Origin of the sequence: Achromobacter sp. NPDC008082 (genome assembly GCF_042957345.1) — a bacterium.
GTDB lineage: Bacteria > Pseudomonadota > Gammaproteobacteria > Burkholderiales > Burkholderiaceae_B > Achromobacter > Achromobacter kerstersii_A.
Map to the genome: position 1 here is coordinate 311,686 of NZ_JBIBIB010000006.1, position 19,747 is coordinate 331,432.

The following is a 19,747-nucleotide window of genomic DNA, read 5'->3' on the forward strand; positions in this document are numbered from 1 at the left end:
GGTCTCGACCCGCGACGGACTCCGTTTTTTCAACTCGGCAAGGAGACCACCATGCCAGAAAGAAAAACTCTGGAACGGGCCAAGCGCGACAAGCGCGAGGGCAAGTCGGCATCCACGCAGGCCGGCGAATTCGTGCGTGAAGAAATTGACCATGTGCGCGAGGGCAAGCACGGCGTGCGGTCTAGCAAGCAAGCGATTGCGATCGGGCTGTCGAAGGCGCGGCGGGCAGGCGTCAAACTCCCGGCGTCCAAAAGCGCCAGCCCCGCCACGAAGCGCAAGGCCGCGCAGGATTCCCATGCGGCCAAGGACGGCCACGCCAAATCCACGACACGGTCACGCGCCACCACCACCGCCTTGAAGAAGGAAAGCGCCAAACCGGCATCGCGCGCCGCGTTGTCGCGGCAAGCCAGCAAGACCGCCGGCCGTCGCACCGCGGCTGACCGTTCCGCCGCGGCGAAAAAGGCCGCCACCACCAAGGGCGCGGCCGGCCGGTCGGCGGCGGCGAAGAAGGCGGCCCACACGCGCGCAATGAACAAGCAGGCGGCAAGCGGCCATCACCGCGCTGCGCATTGAACGGTGGACAATAGCCCGACGCGCAGCAGCCGCGAAGCGTATCAGCCGCGATCCGTATGAGCCGCGACGCGTATCAGCCGCAAAGCGCAGCAGCCGCAAAGCCCAGCAGCCGCGAAGCGCATCAGCCAGGACGCATCCGCCGGAGACGCGTCGGTCCGGAGCGCCTTAGCCCGCGTCGAACTGCCGGAAGCGTTCCTGCAAAAACTCGCGCATACGTTTGACGGCGGGTGACAGCAGCATGCGATGCACGCACAGCAGGTAAAGCGGCGAGGGCTCGGTGACGTAGTCGGGCAGCAGCTCAACCAGCCGCCCTGCGCGCAAGTCGGACAGCACGTCGTAGCGCGACTTGTAGGCGATGCCGTGGCCGGCCAGCGCCCAGCGGCGCACCAGGTCGCCATCGTCGCCTACGCGGTCGCCCTTGATGGGCACGGTTGTGCTGGCGCCATCGCGGTCGAATGTCCAGCGGTCGTGCAGGGTTTCGCCCAGCACGAACGACAGGCAATTGTGCCGGCGCAGATCGGCCGGGGCTTGCGGCACGCCGTGGCGCGCCAGATACGCGGGCGATGCGCACACCAAGCGGCGGTTGTGTTCGGCCAGCGGCAACGCCACCAGCGCGGAATCGTTGGGTGTGCCGTAGCGAATGGCGATGTCGACCGGCTGGCGGTACAGGTCCGCTAGCCGGTCGCTGATCCGCACCTGGAAGCTCACGCGTGAATGCTGCTGCTGGAAGTCGTCCAGCCACGGCAGCAGCACATTGCGCCCCAGGTCAGACGGTATGGAAACGGACAGCGTGCCAGAGATGGCGGTCTTGTCGCGCGCCATGGCGTTCTTGCCGGCTTCCAGCGTCGCAATCGCCGAGCGCGCGTACTCCAGATAACGCTCGCCGTCGCCCGTCAGGCGCAGGCTGCGTGTGGAGCGTACAAACAATCGGGTCTCAAGCGTCAGTTCCAGGCGCTTGAGCGCGGCGCTGGCGACGGCGGGCGTCAGATCCAATTCGCGCGCCGCAGCCGAAAAGCTGCCGTGGTCGGCCGCCGCCACGAAGATTCTCAAGTCCTCGAACCGGACCATGGTCGCCTCATTTTCAAAAAATTATTGAAACTGAGTGCGATGCTAGCCGGTTTTTCATCGCTGCGGACTGGGTAATCATGGACCCGTTCCCCCCTATTCCTGGAGTCACCGCAATGAAGATCGAACTGAACGGCAAGAAGGCCCTGGTCACCGGATCGTCCGGCGGCATCGGGCTGGCCATCGCTTTCGGGCTGGCCGAAGCAGGCGCGGAAGTGGTGCTGCACGGGCGCAGCGCCGACAAGCTGGCGCACGCGGCAGCCGCCATCACGCAGAAGTTTCCAGACGCCAAGGTTGGCACCGTGCAAGCCGACCTGGCTACCGCCGACGGCGCGGCATCGCTGTCCGCCGCGCATCCCGACGTGGACATCCTGGTCAACAACGCCGGGTTCTTCGCGCCCAAGTCCTTCACCGAAATCACCGACGACGACTGGCAGCAGATGCTGGACACCAACGTCATGAGCGGCATCCGGCTATCGCGCTACTACTTGCCGCGCATGATGGCGGCCAACTGGGGCCGCATTGTCTTTATCTCAAGCGAATCCGGCGTGCAGATTCCCGCCGAGATGATCCATTACGGCGTCAGCAAAACCGCATTGCTGGGCGTGTCGCGCGGCTTGGCCGAACTCACGGCCGGCACCGGCGTCACGGTCAATGCGGTGCTGCCCGGCCCCACGCGTTCCGAAGGCGTGTCGGATTTCTTCGCCGAAATGGCCAAGGAGCAAGGCGTGTCGCAAGACGAGATGGAACGCGACTTCATCGCCCAGCATCGTCCGACGTCGCTGCTGCGCCGCCTGGCCACGGTGGACGAAGTGGCCAACATGGTCGTCTACACCTGCTCTACCCAGGCCGCCGCCACCAATGGCGCGGCGCTGCGCGTGGACGGCGGCGTCGTCCGCTCCATTCTTTAAGCAATCGCCCCTAACTCTCAAACGAGCCTCATCCCATGAAAGCCATCGCCTATTTCAAGAACCTGCCCGCAGACCACGCCGACGCGCTGCAAGACATCACCCTTGACGCCCCTACCCCCGGCGACCACGACCTGCTGGTCGATGTGCACGCCATTTCCGTCAACCCCGTGGACGTGAAGATCCGCGCCAACCGCGCCCCCAAAGACGGCAAGCCCGAGGTCATCGGGTGGGACGTCGCAGGCGTGGTGCGGGCCGTGGGCGCCAAGACCAGCCTGTTCAAGCCGGGCGACCGCGTCTGGTACGCCGGCGCGCTGAACCGGCCGGGGGCCAACAGCGAGCAGCACGTGGTGGACGAACGCATCGTCGGCCGCATGCCCGAGAGCCTGGACTTCGCGCAGGCCGCGGCGCTGCCGCTCACGACCATCACCGCCTGGGAACTGCTGTTTGACCGGCTGCGCGTGCTGGACAACAACGCCCCCAGCCAGCGCACCCTGCTCATCATCGGCGCGGCCGGCGGCGTGGGGTCGATCCTGACGCAACTGGCCCGTCAACTGACCGGGCTGACGGTGATCGGCACCGCCTCGCGCCCCGAGACCCAGGCGTGGGTGCGCGAACTGGGCGCGCACCACGTCATCGACCACAGCAAGCCGATCACGGACGAACTCAAACGCATCGGCGTGAACCAGGTGGATTTCATTGCGGGCCTGACCCACACCGACAAGCACTTCCCGCAACTGGCGGAGGCGATTGCGCCGCAGGGCAAGATCGCGCTGATCGACGACCCCGCCGCCATCGACGTGCGCCTGCTGAAGGGCAAGTCCGCGTCGCTGCACTGGGAATTCATGTTTGCGCGGCCGCTGCACAACACGCCCGACATGATCGCCCAGCACGAATTGCTGAACCAGGCCGCCCGCCTGATCGACAACGGCACGCTGCGCACGACGCTGGGCGAGCACTACGGCACGATCAACGCGGCCAACCTGCGCCGCGCGCACGCCTTCATTGAAAGCGGCAAAGCGCAGGGCAAGGTGGTGCTGGAAGGGTTCTGACCCCGAAAGCCCGACGAGACCTCCCGGCGGGCTTTGTCTCAGGTGCAGCCTGAGGATTCCGCCCGGGAGTTTCGCCACCGTTACGCAACCGTTACGCCACCGTCACGCCAGGACCTCTCGCCAACGCCGCCCGAAAGCAGTAAAACCTCGTTCGACCCTGCCCCACGCCCCGAACGGAGTTTCCTCTGCTTGCCCATTTCATCGCCCAGACGCTCGAACCGGTCCTCTGGGCCATGGTCGCGTTTACGTTGCTGATGCTCCGGCTGTTTCCGCTGCAAGGGTGGAAGGCCATCATCGTTGCGGGGTTTTCGGCGGGGCTGGTATTCGACACCATTCAATTCCGCGTCGGGCCGCTGCGGCTGTGGGACGCGCAGGTGGTGGCGTCCGTGCTGGCCGCGCTGGCGGCGGCGGCCGTCCTGGAAATTGCCTTCCAGCTGTTGCAACGCGCCCGCGCGGCGCGGCTGCCCGCCAGCCGATAACCGCGGCCTTCGCAGAACTGTTTTGCGTAACGGTGGGGTAATCGGCAAGTCCGATAAAAATTATCATCGATTGCAGTGACAACCCCAGGCTGGCGCACGCGCGCCCGCCGCCCCAGCTGCTCATGACAACACGCAAAGCCGGCCCGCAGAAGGCCCGGACATGCATGGCGGCGGGAACAAGGAGAGAGACAATGTTCAAGCTCACGCGCCGCGGATTCCTCGCGGCCGGCACCCTCATGATGCTTAGCCCGGCCCTGCGCGCCGCCCCCAAGCCCGTGTCCCTGATCGTGCCTTACGCCGCGGGCGGCCCCAATGACAACTTCGCGCGCCTGTTGGCCGAAGGCATGAGCGCGCAGCTGGGCGTGCCGTTCATCGTCGAGAACAAGCCGGGGGCCAACGGCATCATCGGCGCCGCCCAGGTGGCGCGTGCGCCCGCCGACGGCAACATGCTGCTGATGGGCGGCTCAGGCCCCGTGTCGCTGAACGTGCTGCTGCGCCCCAGCCTGCAATACCGTTTCGACAGCTTCGATTCGGTCGCCATGATGTTCGATGGGCCATTGACCATCACCGTGCCCGCCACCATCGGCGTGAATTCCATCGCGGACCTGGTCGCCTACGCCAAGAAAGAAAACCGCGCGCTGACCTATGGGTCTTTGGGGCCGGGCAGCGTCACCGATCTCTACGGGCTGATCCTGTCGAAGACGCTGGGCATCCCGCTGACCGCCGTGCCATACAAGAGCACGCCGACGAGTCTTATCGACCTCATCACCGGCCGCAACGACTTGTCGTACATGACGCCCATCGCGCTGGCCGACCACCAGAAGGCGGGCGCCGTGAAGATTCTGGCCTTGACGACCGATCAGCGCGACCCTGCCCTGCCCGACGTGCCATCGGTGGCCGAGCTGGGCTATCCGCAATTGAAGGCCAGCTACTGGACCGGCTTGCACGCGCCCAAAGGCACGCCCGCCAGCGTGATCCAGGCCTATTCCGCGGCCGCCATCAAGACGGTGCAATCCGAGAGTTTCCGCCAATTGCTCGTCACCAACGGGCAGACCGAGAAAGCCGGCGGCCCGCAGGCCCTGGACGCCCAACTGGACGCCGACCGCCAATACTGGGGCAAGGTCATCCAGGAAAACCACATCGTTCTGGACTGAACGACAGGTTTTCCGCCAGCAAAAAGAAATGCCCGCCAATCTGGCGGGCTTATTCCTTATTCATGCAGGCAGGCAATCACCTGCCACGGCTATTGCAGCCGCACCGGCGCAATCCGATGGGTCGCCGACTTGAAGTTGATGACGGGCTGCGCCTCGCGGCACGCCGTCTTGCGGATCTTGCCCACGATCAAATCATGCGTGCCCAGCACTTCGGTGCAGACGATATCGCACTCGATACTGGCCAGCGCATCCGGCAACACCGGCGTGCCTTGCTCGTTCATCACCCAGCCGCCTTGCGCAAACCGCGCCATGCCCTGCGGCTGGCCCAGAAACGCCTGCATGACGGCCTCGTGCCCTTCGCCCAGCACGTTGGCCACAAAGCGGCCGTGGCGCAGCAAGGGCTCGCGCGCAGATGACGTCTGCTGAACGAAGAAGCCAACCATCGGCGGATCGGCCGAAATCGACGTCAGGCTCGACACGATCATGCCGGCCACGTGCTCGCCCTCGCCCGTGGTGACGGCGCTGATGCCCGCCGGCAGCGATCGCATAGCCGCCTTGAAGTCATCCACCGACACCACCTGGTCATGCTCATTGACCACCATGTGCGCGCGGATGTCGCCGCGTTCGTCCACCCATCCGTGGCGGGCCGCGTAGTCCACCATCGCGGAAAAATCCGCTTCCCACTTCGGGTCGCCCGCGTGTTGCGACAAGAAGCGCAGCACCGAGGGCGACAGGCGCACATGGCGCTCGTCTTCGCGCCGCCCCACCCGGGCAATCGCGTGCTCAAGCCGTTCGCGCGGCTGCGGATCGGCCAGCACATCCAGCCGCCGGAAGTCCGCGGGATGGCGCAGCGTAATGGCGCCCGCGTTGCTCAGATAGATCTGCATGGTGCGCTCCTTTACGCAATAGCTGCGGTACTGCCGACTTCCTTGCGGATGGCCGGAATGATCTTGTCGCCCCACAGTTCAATCTGCTTGAGCATCGTCTTCTGATCGAAGTCGCCCAGCTGCGTCTGCAGGGCAATGTGCTTGGGCCGCAGGATGCTGATCTCTTCCAGCATCTTGTCGATCACTTCATTGACAGAGCCCACCGGCAGATTCTTGCGCAGCTGCTCGAACGTGGGGTCATTTTCCGACGGCACTTCCTTGACCATGTAGCCGTCGTCGCTTTGCGCACGGCGGAACTTCAGGCTTTCGGAAATGCGGCGCTGAAAGCGCGCGCAATCCAGATACGCGTCAATCTCGGCCTTGTTGTCCGACGCATAGCCGCAACGCAGGAAGCCGAACTTCACATCGCGGTCCAGATCGCGGCCGTTGTCCTGCGCCACCTTTTCCAGGCGGCCGCGCAGCTCGGCAATCGCATCATTGCCCTTGAGCAGCGCGGTGACGAACAGGTTGTGATTTTCTCGCACGCCCCGGCCCAGCGTGACCGGATTGCCGGACGTGATCCACAGCGGAGGCATCGGGTCTTGCAGGCAGCGCACCGCGATGGAGCTGGGCGGAATCTTCAGGAACTGGCCGTCGTGCTCGAAGATCTTTTGCGTCAGGCCCTTGGGGATGACGTCCAGAAATTCGTTGAAGATCGCCCCCGATTCCGCGATCTGCACGCCAAAGCGTTCGAACTCGAATTCCTGGTAGCCCGACCCCACGCCCAAGTCCAGACGGCCATTGGACACCGTGTCCACGAAACCGACCTCGGCCAGAAAGCGCGCGGGGTGGTATAGCGGCAGAATGCACACGGCGGTGCCCAGGCGGATGCGGTGCGTTTTGGCTGCGGCGTGGGCCACCGTCATCAGCGGCGACGGCGACAACGAGTAGTTGTTGAAGTGGTGCTCGGCGTACCAGGCGGCGTCGAAACCGGCCTGCTCAGCCACCACGGTTTGCTCGATGGAGTTGTTGATGACTTGCTTTGAGGACTGGTGGTAACCTCGCTGCTGCGCCAGAATGAACACGCCGAATTCCATAATGTCTCCTCATTGATTGCTTGACGTCTGAGGAAATTCTAGAGGCCGGCAGTCATCGGCTGAATACAAGAAAAGCGGCGTTCTGTGCTGCATAAAGTGGAGGAATGATGGACAGACTGCGCGCGATGGAGCTCTTTCTGTCGATCTCGAAAACCGAGAGTTTCTCTGAAACCGCGCGGCAGTTTGGCGTGTCGGCAACATCGGTGTCACGCATGATCACCGAGTTTGAAAACGAGTTGAACGTCAAGCTGCTGCTGCGCTCGACCCGCCAGGTCGTGCTGACTGAAGCCGGCCAGGAATATGCGCAACAGCTTGAATCCATTCTGTGGAACATCAACGAGGCGCATCGCAACATCACCGAAATCCGCGCGGCGCCCAAGGGCATTCTGCGCGTGCATTCGCGCATGATGTTCGGCCTGGGCGTGCTGCCCCCGCTGGTGGCGGCGTTTCGCCAGCAGTACCCCGACATTCACATTGAGCTGGTGCTGTCCGAAGCCAAGACGGACTTGCGCCGCAACAACTTCGATATCGATTTCCGCATTTCGCCGCCTGTAGAAGCGGGCCTGAAGCGGCGCATCCTGTTCAAAAGCGAACGCTTTCTGGTGGCCTCGCCCGCGTATCTGGCCAAGCACGCCCCGCCCGAAAAACCCGCCGACATCGCGCAGCACGATTGCCTGGCCTATCTGCTGCCCGGCGATCAAACCTGCTGGCGCTTCAAGCAGGGCGAAGCCATCGAGGAAGTGCTGATCAAGCCGCGCCACGTGACGAATAACGGCGTGGCGCTGCTTGAGCTTGCGCTGCTGGGCGAAGGGGTGGCGCTGCTTGACGACTACACCGTGCACAACGATATTTCGGGCGGCACGCTGGTGCGCTTGTTCCCCGATTACCAGGTCACGAACACGACCTTCGAAGAAGGTATGTACGCCACCATTCTGGACACGGCGATGATTCCGGTGAAGATCCGGCTGTTCCTGGATTTCGTGGCGTCGCACGTGTCGGGTTCCGCGCTGCGGTTCACGGCGTACAACAAGATGGCGGCCGCCGAAAGCCCCTGATCCGGGGCGGTAATTAAAGGCGAATGCGGCACTGCCCGCGCGGCGCGCCCACAGCGCCTGCGCCCCGGATGCGCAGCAACGCGCCATCCAGCGGCCCCGATGCCGACAAGCGGCCGCTGTCGCTGATCGTGGTCACGAAAAGGGCCGACAGATCAGGACCGCCAAAACACAGTGACGCCGGGTGCGCCACCGGCAATTCGATGCGGCGGTCAAGCTTGCCGTCCGCATCGAACCGCGCAATGGCGGCGGCATGCACCAGCGCCGTCCACAAGCCGCCCTCCCGATCAAAGCAGCAGCCGTCAGGCGCGGACCCCAGCGCGTCCGTGTCCACGAAGACTTCAGGGGATGACAAGCGCCCTGGCGCGTCCATGCGATAGCGGAAAATCTTGCGCTGCGCGCTGTCGCAAACATGGAAGTGCATGCCGTCGGGATGCATGACGGGGCCATTCACCACGCCCAGGCCCTGGGCGATCCGGCTCACGTTGCCTTCCAGGTCTACGCGGTACAAACCGCCCAGCGGGGCCTCGCCTGCTTGCCGGTGGATGTGCATGGTGCCCGCCACAAAGCTTCCGTCTGGCAGCGGCGCACCATCGTTCAAGCGCAGATGCGGATGACTGTCACCGATGCCGCCCAGCGTGCGCAGCGCGCCATCTGATAAGCGGTACAGCGCAAACGTGTCTTTCAGCGCCACGATGATGTCGTCGTCGCCATTGAACGCAAACGAGCCCACCGGGGCGGGCAACTGCCAGGTTTGCGCGGCGCCGCTGTCCGGGTCAATGCTCAACAATTGTCCGCTGCGGCAATCCAGCATCCACAACCTGTTCCTGGCCGCGTCCCACACCGGGCATTCGCCCAGCGCCGCGCGAACCGTGCCGATACGCTCGATCTGCATCTGCCGACCGCCTCTGTTTTGCTCGTCCGGCGGACGATTTCCCATCCCATGGTATCGGCTTGCAGGCCCGTGGAATATGGCGTTTTCATGCAGAACACAACCAACAATTTTGGCCTGAATCCGCAGCAATACCCGTCCATATAATCCAAAAAAAGCCGGCGCCCCCGGGCAGCAATGCAGGGCGAGACCGGTCCATCCGACTCAAGGAGACACGCGATGCCGCATGCCAACCGCGCCCTGCGCCCCTCTGTTTTTTCCCCCGCATTTTCCACGTTCTTCAAGGTGACGGCATGAGCGAATCCACTGTCACTCTCGACGTCAACGAAGGCGTTGCCCTTGTCACGCTGAACAGCCCGCCCGTCAATGCGCTGAACCGCGACATGCGCCGCCGCATTGTGGCCATCTTCGACGAAATCTCCGAACGCGACGACATCCGCTGCGCCGTGCTGACCGGCCACGGCAAGGTCTTCTGCGCGGGGGCCGACTTGAAAGACCGCCCCAACGCCGACATCGCGGGCGACTTTCTTGAGCACAACCGCATCACCCGCGAAACCGGCAACGCCATCAAGGAATGCGCCAAGCCCGTGATTGCCGCCGTTAACGGCGCAGCCCTCGGCGCGGGGCTGGGCCTGATGGCGGCATGCGACATCATGTACGCCTCCGACAACGCCACCTTCGGCATGCCCGAAATCAATGTCGGCCTGGCGGGCGGCGCGTCCATGTTGCGCACGCTGGTCGGCCGGTCGACCCTGCGCCGCATGTTCTTCACCGGCCAGCGCCTGAGCGCCCACGATCTATTGCGCCGCAACGTGCTGGAAGAGGTGCTGCCGCCCGATCAACTGCTGCCCGCCGCGCTGGCGCTGGCGCACGAGATCGCATCCAAAGCGCCGCTGGCCGTGCTGTACGCCAAGCGTGCGGCCAATATGGTCGACCTGATGCCGCAGCGCGATGCCTACCGCTTCGAGCAGGACTTCACCATGGCGCTCGCCAAGACGGAAGACGCCCGGGAAGCGCGCATGGCCTTCCTGGAAAAGCGCCAGCCGCAGTTCAAGGGGCGCTGACATGGCGGTTCTGGCACACGCACTTCCCGCGGGCGCGGGGCTGTCGCCGTTTTTCAAGGCGGCAAGCATCGCCATCGTGGGCGCTTCGGAAGACATCACAAAAATCGGCGGCCGGCCGGTGCATATGCTGATCAAGCACGGCTATGCGGGCGCGGTCTACCCCATCAACCCCAAGGGTGGCGTCATTCAGGGCTTGCCCGCTTACGCCTCGGTGCGCGACACGCCCACCGCGCCCGAGCTCGCGATTCTGGCGGTGCCGGCCAGCGCCACGCCCGCCGCGTTGCGCGACTGCGCCGCACGCGGCACCAAAGCGGCCATTGTGCTGTCGGCCGGCTTCACGGAAGCGGGTCCGGCGGGCGCAGCGCTGCAAGCCGAGCTGGTGGCCATTGCGCGCGAGCACGGCATGCGCGTGCTGGGGCCGAACTGCCTGGGCGCGGTCAATGTGGCGGACCGGCTGATTGGTTCGTTCTCGATTGCACTGGAAGAACATATGCCGCCCGCTGGCCACGCGGGCATCGTGTCGCAGTCGGGCAATGTGGGCAGCCACACCATGCAAAGCGTGGCGCGGCGCGGCATGGGCGTCAGCCGCTTCATTGCCACCGGCAACGAGGCTGACGTGGACGTGGCCGACGGCATCGCCGCGCTGGCCGACGACCCGGACACGCGCATCATTCTGTGCTGCATGGAAACCTGCCGCGACGCGGCCAAGCTGATCAGCGCGCTGCAACGGGCGCGCGAACTCGGCAAGCCCGTCATCGTGTTGAAAATTGGCTCCACTGAAAAAGGCCAGCAGGCGGCCGCATCCCACACCGGCGCGCTGACGGGTTCAGACGCCGTGATCGACGCCGTCTTCCGCCGCCACGGCGTGTTGCGCGTGCGCTCGGTGGAAGCGCTGATCGATATCGGCCACGCCGCCTCCTTGCTCATGCCGAACCGCCTGCCGCGCAACGACGCCGTGACGCTGGTGGCGGCGTCTGGCGGCTTTAGCATCATGATGGCCGACGCCATGAGCGAAGCCGGCATGGCCCTGCCCGCCTTGGCGCCGCTGACGCAGCAACGCATCCTGGATGCCGTGCCTACCGCCAGCACCGGCAACCCGGTCGATGCGTCGGCGCAAATGTCGAGCCGGCCCGACATCTTGGGAAAGATGCTGACCGCCTTGCTGGAAGACCCGTCCGATAGCGCGCTGGTGTTGTTCATGTCGCTGTCGCTGTACAACACGCGCCTGCGCGGCATCTATCTGGAAGCGCTGGCGCAGGTTCGCGTGAGCCATCCCGACCGCTTGCTGATGATCATCAGCCAGGGGCCGGCCGACGCCATCGCGCAGATCAACGCGCTGGGTATTCCGGTGTTCTCCAGCATCGACGCGGCGGCCACTGGGCTGGCCGGGCTGGTCCGGCTTGGACAATTGCGTGCGGAAAAAACGCATCAACGCGCGCTGCCCGCCGCCGAACCCGTCGACCCCATCGTCTTTCAGAACGAATTCCACGCCAAGCAGGCGCTGGGCAATGTGGGCATTGATGTCCCGCACGAAGTGATTGCGGGCGATGCCGACGCGGCCGTGCGCGCGGCCGATGCCATCGGCTACCCCGTGGTGTTGAAAATTGCGTCGGAAGATGTGGCGCACAAAACCGAGGCCGGCGGCGTGATGCTGAACGTCGCCAACGCCCAAGCCGTGCGCGACGCGCATGCGCGCATTCTGGCCAACGTGGCGCGGCACGCCCCCGCGGCCCGCATCGATGGCGTGCTGGTGGCGCCGATGCTGCAAGGCGGTACGGAGATGATTGCGGGCGTCTCGCAAGACCCGGTTTTCGGGCCGATCGTCATGGTGGGCATGGGCGGCATCTATGCCGAAGTGCTGAACGATGTGGCGGTGCAGGCCGCCCCCGTCACCGAAGACGAGGCGCTGGCGATGATCCGGTCATTGAAGATGTTCCCGATTCTGGACGGCGCGCGCGGGCAGGCCAAAGCCGATATCGCCGCGGCGGCGCGCAGCGTGGCGCGCTTGTCGGAGTTCGCGTTCCGGCATCGCGACGACGTATCCGACATCGACATGAACCCCATTCTGGTGCGGCCGCAAGGCCAAGGCGTGGTCGTGCTCGACGCGCTGATGATCCCGCGCGCCGCGCCCGCACTGTAAGGACCAAGCATGCAATTCGAACAACAGGTGGCGGTACCCGATCCGTCCGCCGGGCCTGAAGGCTACCGTCAACATGCGCGCACCTGGCTGCGCGCCAATCTGCCCGACTTCATGCGCGCCGACAGCCTGAATTGGCGCGCCGCCACGCTGGCCGAAAGCAGCCTGTGGGAAGCCGCCATGCACCAGGCGGGGCTGGCTGGCATGACCTGGCCCAAGGCCTATGGCGGCCACGGCCTGACGCTGCGCGAACATCTGGCGGTGAACAAAGAAATCGGCGCGCTGCCCATGCCGGAAAGCGTGAGCTCGATCGGCAAGGAGCTTGCCGGCCCCATCATCATGGCGGTGGGCAGCGAGGCGCAGAAGCAAACGTTTCTGCCCAACATCCTGACGATGCAGCAGTACTGGTGCCAGGGCTTTTCGGAACCGGACGCGGGCTCGGACCTGGCGCGTCTGCGCACCAAGGCCGTGCAGGAAGGCGAACACTGGCGCATCAACGGCCAGAAGATCTGGACGAGCGGCGCGGCCAAGGCGCACTACTGCCTGCTGCTGACGCGCACCGGCACCGTTGCCGACAAGCACCGTGGCCTGCTGATGTTTGCCGTGCCCATGGATACGCCGGGCATCCGCGTGGTGCCCATCAAGTCCATCGACGGCAAGGAATCATTTGCCGAAGTGTTCTTCGACGACGTTGTCGTGCCTGACAGTGCGCGCCTGGGTGCGCCGGACGAAGGCTGGAACGCCGCCATCCGGGTGCTGTCGATCGAGCGCGCCACCAACCGCATGTACCGCCCGTGGCGCTTCGAATGCGAACTGCGCCAGTTGATCGCGGCCTGCAAATCCGACTCCCAGCTGGCCCCCTCGCTGGACGACGGCTACGTGCAACGCCGCGTGGGCGATCTGGTGAGCGAGATCGACGGCTTGAAAGGATTGGTCGAACTCACGGTGGAACGCATGCTGCGCGGCGAATCGCTCGGCGCGCGCGGCTCGTTAACCAAACTGTATTGGTCGGAATGCCACCAGGCCTTCGCCAGCCTGGCGCTATCGATGCTGGCGCCCGTGGGGCCGCACTCCAGCCCCTTGGCGCAGCGTGCGCACAAGGCCTTCACCAACGCGTATCTGTTCTCGCGCGCTGAAACGATTTACGCCGGCACAACCGAAGTGCAGCTGGACGTGATCGCGCAGCGCGTGATGAATCTTCCCAAGGACCTGACATGAGTAGCGAAGAACTGCGGCCGGAAGAGTTCGCGCAGGCCGCCGACGCGGCCATTACCGATGCGCTATCGCACAAAGACCCGCACGATCAGGCGGCCGTGCTGGCCCAAGCCGGCCTGTGCGGCGTGATGGCGGATGAGGCTGATGGCGGTCTGGGACTGGACCTGGCCTTTGCCTTGCCCATCGCGCAGGCGGCGGGCCGATTGCAATTGCCCTTGCCATTGGCCGAACAGATGCTGCTGGCCCGGGCGTTTGCCGGCACGCCGCAAGCCGCGGCATTGGCGGCCGGCGAACGGATCGCGGGCATTGCCTGGCAAGGCACGCTGCAATCCGGCAGCGTCCGTGTAGACCATGGCCCGGCCGACTGGGTGCTGGTGGCTGATGACAACGGCGCGGCGCTGGTGGACGTGAGCGCAGCAACGTGCGATGCGCAGGCCGCGCTTGACCCCGAGCATCCGCAACTTTGGCTGACGCTGGCAGGCGCGCCGGTGCTGGCGCGGCTGGACGCGGCGGCGTTTGTAGCGGTTCGCCGGCAGGCGCAGCTGTTGCTGGCCGAGTTCGCCAATGGCGCGGCCGAAGGTGCGCTGCAAATGGCGGCCAGCTATATGGCGACGCGCGTGCAATTTGGCCGGCCGCTGTCGGCCAAGCAGGCGGTGCGGCACTTGCTTGCGCGCATGCGTTTGCTGCAAGACGTGTCCAGCGCCGCGATCCGCCGCGCCATGAACGCGGACGAATTCGGCGCCCCGCGCGACACCCGTCCCGCGCTGGCGGGCGCGATCGCCAATGCCGCCTTCGTCATCGAGAAGGCCATCCATCTGCACGGCGGCATGGGCTTCACCTGGGAGCTGCCCTTGCACCCTGCGCTGCGCGCGGTGCGCAAGCTGGACGCGGCGTTCAACGGGTTGTCGCGCCAGACCGGCCGCGATTTCATTCAATCGGTGTAGGAAGAAACCATGCAACAAGATCTGGCTGGGCGCGTTGCGCTCGTCACCGGCGCCGGAGCCGGCATCGGCCGCGCCACGGCCCGCGCACTTGCCGCGCGCGGCGCCCTCGTCGGCGTGAACGATTTGAAGCAGGAACTGGTGGACGCCGCCGTCGCCGACATCACGGCATCGGGCGGCAAGGCGTTTGCAGTGGTGCAGAACGTGGCGTCGCGTGAAGGCATCGCGCAAGCGGTGCGCCAGGCCGCCGAACACGGTTCGCGCTTTGACATCCTGGTCAACAACGCGGCGTGGGTCCGCTACCAAAGCGCCGCCGAAATTCAGGCCGACACCATGGACCGCATGCTGGACATCGGCTTCAAGGCGGTGATCTGGGGCATCCAGGCCGCCGCCGAGGCGATGGACCCCGAACGTGGCGGCGCGATCGTCAACGTGGCTTCCACCGCCGCGCTGAAATCCGCGCCCAGTTCGATGGTGTATTCGGGCATCAAGGCGGGCGTGCTGGGCATTACCCGCGCGGCGGCGGCCGAGCTGGGCGGGCGCGGCATCCGCGTGAATGCCGTGTGCCCCTCGGCCGTACCCACGGAAGGCACGCAGCGCAACCGCAACGCCGAGCGCGATGCGCGCCGTATCGCTAGCACGCCGATGGGGCGGCTGGGCACCGTGGAAGATGTGGCCAGCGGCATCGCGTTCCTGGCCAGCGACGAGGCGCGCTTCATCACCGCGCAGGCGCTGGTGGTGGACGGCGGCATCACCTTCACCACGCTCTGATGGACACCGTCCTGTTGACGGGCGCCGCCAGCGGCATCGGCCGCGCCACGGCCTGGCGGCTGGCGCGTGAAGGCCGGCGCTGCGTGCTGGTGGATCGCAATGCCGAGGCGCTTCACGCGTTGCTGACGGCGCTGCGGACAGCGCTGCGGCCGGAGGGAGCGGCCTTGGATCATCTTGCCCGCGTGGCGGACCTGACTGATCCTGACCAGATTCACGCGCTGGCCGATGGCCTGCCTCCGCTTGACGCCATCATCAACAACGCGGGCATGACGGACGCCAGCAATCTGCCTGCCGTCGACCAAGCCGATGACAACTGGCAGCGGCTGCTGGACCTGAACCTGCACGCGCCAGCGCGGCTGCTGCGCGCCCTGCATGGACGGCTGACGCGGCATGCGCGCATCGTCAATGTGGCCTCTGGCGCGGGGCTGCGTGCAATTCCCATGCGCGGCGCGTACAGCCCCAGCAAGGCCGGACTGATCGCGCAAACTCAGGCCCTGGCGCAAGCACATCCGGAACTGCGCGTCAGCGTGCTGTGTCCGGGATTCGTGCAGACAGACCTGGTCGACGGCTTGATCGCATCTGGCCGCCTGGACCCCGTGCGTGCGGTCGCCAAGATTCCGTTGGGCCGCCTGGCCGCCCCTGACGAAATCGCCTGCGCGCTGGCGTTTCTGGCCAGTGACGACGCCGTGCTGGTCTCGGGCGGCCGCTTGTCCGTCGATGGCGGATCGTCGGTGTTTGGCGGCAGCCAAGCCTATGCCCCCAGCGCCATCGCCCCAGCGCCCTGCGATACGCCGTTATCGTTGACCGTGCATGGCCACTGGCCGGCGCTGCACAGTACCGAGGTGCGCGATGGCGATGACGCGGTCATTGACGCCACGGTCGAGGTGCGCGACGGCTACGACGCGGTCATTGACGCCACGGTGCTGAATAGCCCGCCCGGCGGGCGCTTGGCCGCCACCTTGGCCGCCGCGCGCCGTCATGGCTCGCGCGACGCGCCTGGCAGCCTGACGCTGCTCTTGCCGCGCGCGGCCGATACCGATTGGGAACACGCCGGGGACGACGCCGCCGCCCGCATGCTGGTCGCCACGCTCGCCTGCGAATGGGGGCCGCGCGCGCGCCGCATCAACGCCGTTGAAGTGGCCTCGGCGGAGCCGAACCCTGCGCTATCGCCATTGCTGCGCTTCGTGGCGGGCGCCCAAGCGCAATACCTGACCGGGCAAACGCTATGCAGCCGCTAAAGGATCTGGACGCCATCAAATCGCGCTTCATTGCGGCCCGCGGCTATTGGCGGCCGTGGACCGAAGCACTGCTGCACGCCAACCCCGCGTTTCTGTCGCACTACGCGGACTACGCGGGGTATCCGGCGCAAACCGGCCCGTTGACTCCCCGCATGGTCGAGTTGGTGTATGTGGCGCTGGACGCCTCGGCCACGCATTTGTACGAGGCAGGTCTGACGACCCATCTGCGCATGGCGCGCGAGGCCGGCGCCAGCGAAGCCGATGTGTTCGACGTGCTGCATCTGGTCACCGTGCAAGGCCTGAGCGCCGTCCTGCAAGCCGCCGACGTGCTGCATGACGCGGCTGCGCCATCGCCCTTGCCAACAGAAGATCCGTTACGCGATCGTATCCACGCGCTGTGGCCAGAACAGGCGCCCAGCCTGCTGCGCCTGGCGGCGCAAGACCCGGGCTATGTCACGGTGCTGTTGGACTTTGTGGAAGGCGGCGCGCCAGCCGATGGCTTGACACCCGCCGAGCGGCTGCTGGTGCGCATCGCGCTGCACGCCTGCTTCACGCAGGCAGATGGGCAGACGTTGCAAACGCTGATTCCGCACGCGCTGGCCCATGGCGTGGCGCGCGCCGAGATCCTGCAAGTGATTCAGCTGGGCGCCCATCTGGCCGTACATGGCGCGTCATTGGGCGCGATGGCTTACGCAAAGATGGCCGGCAGCGTTGCGCCGCCGGCGGACCGGCCCGCTTGAGCGGTCAGGCCTGCCCTTCGCGCTTGGCGCGCGCGTGCGGGTCGTTGATTTCGGTTTCCAGTTCGGCGATGAGCCAATCGAACCAGCCCTTTTCGGTTCGGGCATAGACTACGGCGGCGGGCGTCTTGCCCTCACGCCAGCCGGGCTGATGCGTATCCATCCACGACGCCAGGCTCTTGTGCGGCGCCAACAGGCCCGACAACCACGTCCACAGATACTCTGGCACATTGCGCCGAAAACCCTTTGCGCTGGCGTAAAGCGTGGGCTCCAACGGCAGGCTGCCCGAGCGGGCCAGCTTCTCCTGCACCCGGCGCAGCGTTTCGGCCGCGGCCTGCAATTGTTCGGTGCTGAGCTTTTTCACGTAAGGACTCCTGGTTTGGGGTTGCCGGATTATCGCCGGAGGAAGCCGGCCTTTCAAAGCGCGGCGTGCAGTCGCTTCAGCTGCTTCGGCCATGCAGCCATTCAGCCATGCAGCCGCTTCGGCCTTTCAGCGACGTCGGCAACTTCAGCCATGCAGCCGCTTCGGCCTTTCAGCGACGTCGGCAACTTCAGCCATGCAGCCGATTAGGCCTTTCAGCAACGTCGGCAACTTCAGCCACTTCAGCGTCTGGCCCGAGGCGGCGTCAGCGCCATCAAGGCCGTCGCCGCAAAGCGCGCCCCCGGCTCCAGCACCTGCATCCCCGTGCGGGTTTCGCCCGCCGCCGCCAGATTGAACGCGTCCGCCACATTGGTGACCGGCTCCACGCACAGAAAATCCGACCCCGGCGCGGTGTAAATGACGACGTGCGCAAACGCCGGGTCCGCGTGCAGCGCCAGCTCGTGGCCGTCGGTCCAATAAAGCGTGGCGCGCCCTTCCCATTGCGACAGATACGTATCGCAGCCTTCGGCCGACCGCCGCACTTCGCGCACATGTTTGACCCGGCTGCCCGTAGGCAACCCGTCCGCATCCGCTGGCCACAACCGCCGCGCATTCAGCGCCACGCGCTCGGCGGTGAAGTACGGATGAATACCCAGCCCGCAAGGCATGGGGGAATCGCCGTGGTTGATCAGGCTGAGCGACAGGCTCAAGCCGCGCGCATCCAGCCGATAGCGCTGTACGCATTCAAATGGCCAGGGCCAGCCCAACACGCCCGCCGGCTGGCTCAGCACCAGGTCAACACTGTCCGCCGTGTGATTGCGCACCTGCCAGGGCTGAAACAGGCCCGAACCATGAATGGCCTGCGGCCGGCCCGGCACGGATTGAAGCGCATGGCGCGCGCCATTGAACGTGAACACGCCGTCGCGAATGCGGTTGGAATACGGCGCCAACGGGTAAGAGCCCGCGCGCGGCCACTTGCCGGCCGGCCACTCCGTGGCGGTCAACGGCACAATCCAATCATGCGGCCCCGTCGACAATCGGGTCAGCCGCCCACCGCCGCCCGGCGCGAACTCCGCCTGGTGCGCCCCGCTGGCGATGGTCACGCGCTCGGCCGCATTCACGGGGTCGGCGAAAGGAAATTCCGGCATCTGCTGCTCCCGCGGCCATCACGGGGCCGCGTCGTGCGATTGTGCCGGTAAAGTGAAGCCCTTGCATAATTTGACCCACGCTTTCCGCCCCCCGCTGCCCCCTATCCCCGACCGCACATGCCGATGACCGTTGACGACGTTTATCTGATCACCCCTAAGTTGTTGCTCGCTGGCGCCGACGACGTCGATGCCTTGAAACACTGGCTGGGCGCCGACCTGCCCGGCGGCTACGCCCGCTTCGTCACTTTGCTCGGGCAAGGCACGTACTGCGGACGGCTGATGGTGTGGATGCCGGCGCAGATTCTTGCCGATTGCGAATCAGAACGCGCGTTCATCCGTGAGTACTTCGACGATTTCTGGGGGGATGACGGCACGATCGCCATGGAGGAAGCGGCGCGCGGCGTGCCGTTTGCCAGCACGGTAGATGGCGACAAGGTCCTATACAGCCTTGACCGTCGGCAGGTCTTCGTGCTTCCCCGGCATGGCCAGAAGGTGATCTGGATGCCGCAGGGGCACGACGATCCGCGGGACTGGGGGTTGCGCAATGGCGAAGATATAAACGCTGAAAGCAAATGGCGATACTTCGATTCGCACGTGGAGCGCGCCATCATCGAGCTGTTCTCATCCGGCAGCTTCCTGATCCAGGAGATGGCGCAACGGATCGCCGGGCATTTTTCCCCCGCGCATCGCATCGACGCCCCGTGGGGCGCCCGTCTATTCCTGTCCGACATTCATGGCATGGCCCAACTGACACAAGCCCCCGGCGACAAACGGGTTGGCGTGCGGCTGGAGTTCGACCCTGCCGCGGCTGCCCAGGTGCAACGCTTGGTGGACGAACTGGCGAACCAGGGTTTCAGGGAAACCTGGCGCTGGCCGACGCCCAAGGGCCACGATTAGGCGCGGAAAGGGGGGCCGTGCTCATCGATACCGGCCGCGCTCGGTGAAATCATTAACCCGCGTCAAAAGCATCCCGCCCTGCCCCGCACGCCCCCGCCCG

Annotated in this window: 20 protein-coding genes; 14 read left to right on the forward strand and 6 right to left on the reverse strand. The window is 65.7% G+C overall.

All coding sequences use genetic code 11. The annotated features are described in order from the left end of the window. Positions 1-51 precede the first annotated feature (51 nt). Entirely contained in the window at positions 52-573 is a 522-nt protein-coding gene (locus ACFZAI_RS25000) for a DUF6496 domain-containing protein (protein ID WP_391569458.1), read from the forward strand. Between the two features lie 165 nt (positions 574-738). Here ACFZAI_RS25000 and ACFZAI_RS25005 read toward each other — a convergent pair whose 3' ends face one another. Further along, positions 739-1,641, reverse strand: a complete 903-nt coding sequence (locus ACFZAI_RS25005) for a LysR family transcriptional regulator (RefSeq protein ID WP_391569459.1) — start codon at positions 1,639-1,641, stop codon at positions 739-741. Positions 1,642-1,754: 113 nt separating this feature from the next. On the opposite strand from ACFZAI_RS25005, the gene ACFZAI_RS25010 reads away from it, so the two are divergent. From ACFZAI_RS25010 to ACFZAI_RS25025, 4 genes are all read left to right on the forward strand, one after another. Further along, on the forward strand, positions 1,755-2,549 hold the full coding sequence (locus tag ACFZAI_RS25010) for an SDR family NAD(P)-dependent oxidoreductase (protein WP_391569460.1): 795 nt from the start codon (positions 1,755-1,757) through the stop codon (positions 2,547-2,549). Between the two features lie 35 nt (positions 2,550-2,584). After that, on the forward strand, positions 2,585-3,598 hold the full coding sequence (locus tag ACFZAI_RS25015; protein WP_391569461.1) for a zinc-binding alcohol dehydrogenase family protein: 1,014 nt from the start codon (positions 2,585-2,587) through the stop codon (positions 3,596-3,598). Positions 3,599-3,831: 233 nt separating this feature from the next. Then, positions 3,832-4,077: a hypothetical protein gene (locus ACFZAI_RS25020; RefSeq protein ID WP_391569462.1), complete on the forward strand. Its 246-nt coding sequence runs from the start codon at positions 3,832-3,834 to the stop codon at positions 4,075-4,077. Positions 4,078-4,268: 191 nt separating this feature from the next. After that, complete coding sequence (locus ACFZAI_RS25025) at positions 4,269-5,231, forward strand: tripartite tricarboxylate transporter substrate binding protein (RefSeq protein ID WP_391569463.1); 963 nt, start codon at positions 4,269-4,271, stop codon at positions 5,229-5,231. Positions 5,232-5,320: 89 nt separating this feature from the next. On the opposite strand, the gene ACFZAI_RS25030 is transcribed toward ACFZAI_RS25025, so the two are convergent. Both ACFZAI_RS25030 and ACFZAI_RS25035 read right to left on the reverse strand, forming a co-directional pair. Continuing rightward, entirely contained in the window at positions 5,321-6,118 is a 798-nt protein-coding gene (locus tag ACFZAI_RS25030) for a flavin reductase family protein (RefSeq protein ID WP_391569465.1), read from the reverse strand. An 11-nt stretch (positions 6,119-6,129) separates the two neighbouring features. Then, a complete protein-coding gene (locus ACFZAI_RS25035; protein ID WP_054426608.1) occupies positions 6,130-7,194 on the reverse strand; it encodes an LLM class flavin-dependent oxidoreductase in 1,065 nt (354 codons plus the stop codon). Between the two features lie 107 nt (positions 7,195-7,301). On the opposite strand from ACFZAI_RS25035, the gene ACFZAI_RS25040 reads away from it, so the two are divergent. Then, on the forward strand, positions 7,302-8,249 hold the full coding sequence (locus tag ACFZAI_RS25040; RefSeq protein ID WP_391569717.1) for a LysR substrate-binding domain-containing protein: 948 nt from the start codon (positions 7,302-7,304) through the stop codon (positions 8,247-8,249). A 13-nt stretch (positions 8,250-8,262) separates the two neighbouring features. Here the strand turns inward: ACFZAI_RS25040 and ACFZAI_RS25045 are convergent, their stop codons facing one another. Further along, positions 8,263-9,141, reverse strand: coding sequence for an SMP-30/gluconolactonase/LRE family protein (locus tag ACFZAI_RS25045; RefSeq protein WP_391569467.1), 879 nt, complete (start codon positions 9,139-9,141; stop codon positions 8,263-8,265). Positions 9,142-9,431: 290 nt separating this feature from the next. Here ACFZAI_RS25045 and ACFZAI_RS25050 point away from each other — a divergent pair, with 290 nt between their 5' ends. The 7 genes from ACFZAI_RS25050 to ACFZAI_RS25080 are packed head-to-tail and all read left to right on the forward strand — an operon-like array spanning position 9,432 to position 17,244. After that, the gene (locus ACFZAI_RS25050; protein WP_391569468.1) at positions 9,432-10,202 is read left to right on the forward strand and encodes an enoyl-CoA hydratase/isomerase family protein; all 771 of its coding nucleotides are present in this window, start codon (positions 9,432-9,434) and stop codon (positions 10,200-10,202) included. A 1-nt stretch (position 10,203) separates the two neighbouring features. Continuing rightward, positions 10,204-12,342, forward strand: coding sequence for an acetate--CoA ligase family protein (locus tag ACFZAI_RS25055; protein WP_391569469.1), 2,139 nt, complete (start codon positions 10,204-10,206; stop codon positions 12,340-12,342). Between the two features lie 9 nt (positions 12,343-12,351). Continuing rightward, entirely contained in the window at positions 12,352-13,557 is a 1,206-nt protein-coding gene (locus ACFZAI_RS25060) for an acyl-CoA dehydrogenase family protein (RefSeq protein ID WP_391569470.1), read from the forward strand. Next, the gene (locus ACFZAI_RS25065; RefSeq protein WP_391569471.1) at positions 13,554-14,498 is read left to right on the forward strand and encodes an acyl-CoA dehydrogenase family protein; all 945 of its coding nucleotides are present in this window, start codon (positions 13,554-13,556) and stop codon (positions 14,496-14,498) included. Before ACFZAI_RS25060 ends, ACFZAI_RS25065 begins: the two co-directional genes overlap by 4 nt. Before the next feature lie 9 nt (positions 14,499-14,507). Beyond that, entirely contained in the window at positions 14,508-15,266 is a 759-nt protein-coding gene (locus tag ACFZAI_RS25070) for an SDR family NAD(P)-dependent oxidoreductase (protein ID WP_391569472.1), read from the forward strand. After that, positions 15,266-16,504: an SDR family NAD(P)-dependent oxidoreductase gene (locus tag ACFZAI_RS25075; RefSeq protein WP_391569473.1), complete on the forward strand. Its 1,239-nt coding sequence runs from the start codon at positions 15,266-15,268 to the stop codon at positions 16,502-16,504. The genes ACFZAI_RS25070 and ACFZAI_RS25075 overlap by 1 nt, the downstream gene beginning before the upstream one ends. Beyond that, entirely contained in the window at positions 16,492-17,244 is a 753-nt protein-coding gene (locus ACFZAI_RS25080; RefSeq protein ID WP_391569474.1) for a carboxymuconolactone decarboxylase family protein, read from the forward strand. Before ACFZAI_RS25075 ends, ACFZAI_RS25080 begins: the two co-directional genes overlap by 13 nt. A gap of 4 nt (positions 17,245-17,248) precedes the next feature. On the opposite strand, the gene ACFZAI_RS25085 is transcribed toward ACFZAI_RS25080, so the two are convergent. Next, positions 17,249-17,605: a hypothetical protein gene (locus tag ACFZAI_RS25085; protein WP_391569475.1), complete on the reverse strand. Its 357-nt coding sequence runs from the start codon at positions 17,603-17,605 to the stop codon at positions 17,249-17,251. Between the two features lie 239 nt (positions 17,606-17,844). Continuing rightward, positions 17,845-18,750 (reverse strand): aldose 1-epimerase, encoded by a 906-nt coding sequence (locus ACFZAI_RS25090; protein ID WP_391569476.1) that lies wholly within the window; start codon positions 18,748-18,750, stop codon positions 17,845-17,847. A 123-nt stretch (positions 18,751-18,873) separates the two neighbouring features. Here ACFZAI_RS25090 and ACFZAI_RS25095 point away from each other — a divergent pair, with 123 nt between their 5' ends. Then, the gene (locus tag ACFZAI_RS25095; RefSeq protein ID WP_391569477.1) at positions 18,874-19,647 is read left to right on the forward strand and encodes a hypothetical protein; all 774 of its coding nucleotides are present in this window, start codon (positions 18,874-18,876) and stop codon (positions 19,645-19,647) included. Positions 19,648-19,747 lie beyond the last annotated feature (100 nt).

Coding starts and splice junctions, on each gene's coding strand:
- ACFZAI_RS25000 (WP_391569458.1), top strand. CDS start 52: ATGCCAGAAAGAAAAACTCTGGAACGGGCCAAGCGCGACAAGCGCGAG.
- ACFZAI_RS25005 (WP_391569459.1), bottom strand. CDS start 1,641: ATGGTCCGGTTCGAGGACTTGAGAATCTTCGTGGCGGCGGCCGACCAC.
- ACFZAI_RS25010 (WP_391569460.1), top strand. CDS start 1,755: ATGAAGATCGAACTGAACGGCAAGAAGGCCCTGGTCACCGGATCGTCC.
- ACFZAI_RS25015 (WP_391569461.1), top strand. CDS start 2,585: ATGAAAGCCATCGCCTATTTCAAGAACCTGCCCGCAGACCACGCCGAC.
- ACFZAI_RS25020 (WP_391569462.1), top strand. CDS start 3,832: ATGGTCGCGTTTACGTTGCTGATGCTCCGGCTGTTTCCGCTGCAAGGG.
- ACFZAI_RS25025 (WP_391569463.1), top strand. CDS start 4,269: ATGTTCAAGCTCACGCGCCGCGGATTCCTCGCGGCCGGCACCCTCATG.
- ACFZAI_RS25030 (WP_391569465.1), bottom strand. CDS start 6,118: ATGCAGATCTATCTGAGCAACGCGGGCGCCATTACGCTGCGCCATCCC.
- ACFZAI_RS25035 (WP_054426608.1), bottom strand. CDS start 7,194: ATGGAATTCGGCGTGTTCATTCTGGCGCAGCAGCGAGGTTACCACCAG.
- ACFZAI_RS25040 (WP_391569717.1), top strand. CDS start 7,302: ATGGACAGACTGCGCGCGATGGAGCTCTTTCTGTCGATCTCGAAAACC.
- ACFZAI_RS25045 (WP_391569467.1), bottom strand. CDS start 9,141: ATGCAGATCGAGCGTATCGGCACGGTTCGCGCGGCGCTGGGCGAATGC.
- ACFZAI_RS25050 (WP_391569468.1), top strand. CDS start 9,432: ATGAGCGAATCCACTGTCACTCTCGACGTCAACGAAGGCGTTGCCCTT.
- ACFZAI_RS25055 (WP_391569469.1), top strand. CDS start 10,204: ATGGCGGTTCTGGCACACGCACTTCCCGCGGGCGCGGGGCTGTCGCCG.
- ACFZAI_RS25060 (WP_391569470.1), top strand. CDS start 12,352: ATGCAATTCGAACAACAGGTGGCGGTACCCGATCCGTCCGCCGGGCCT.
- ACFZAI_RS25065 (WP_391569471.1), top strand. CDS start 13,554: ATGAGTAGCGAAGAACTGCGGCCGGAAGAGTTCGCGCAGGCCGCCGAC.
- ACFZAI_RS25070 (WP_391569472.1), top strand. CDS start 14,508: ATGCAACAAGATCTGGCTGGGCGCGTTGCGCTCGTCACCGGCGCCGGA.
- ACFZAI_RS25075 (WP_391569473.1), top strand. CDS start 15,266: ATGGACACCGTCCTGTTGACGGGCGCCGCCAGCGGCATCGGCCGCGCC.
- ACFZAI_RS25080 (WP_391569474.1), top strand. CDS start 16,492: ATGCAGCCGCTAAAGGATCTGGACGCCATCAAATCGCGCTTCATTGCG.
- ACFZAI_RS25090 (WP_391569476.1), bottom strand. CDS start 18,750: ATGCCGGAATTTCCTTTCGCCGACCCCGTGAATGCGGCCGAGCGCGTG.
- ACFZAI_RS25095 (WP_391569477.1), top strand. CDS start 18,874: ATGACCGTTGACGACGTTTATCTGATCACCCCTAAGTTGTTGCTCGCT.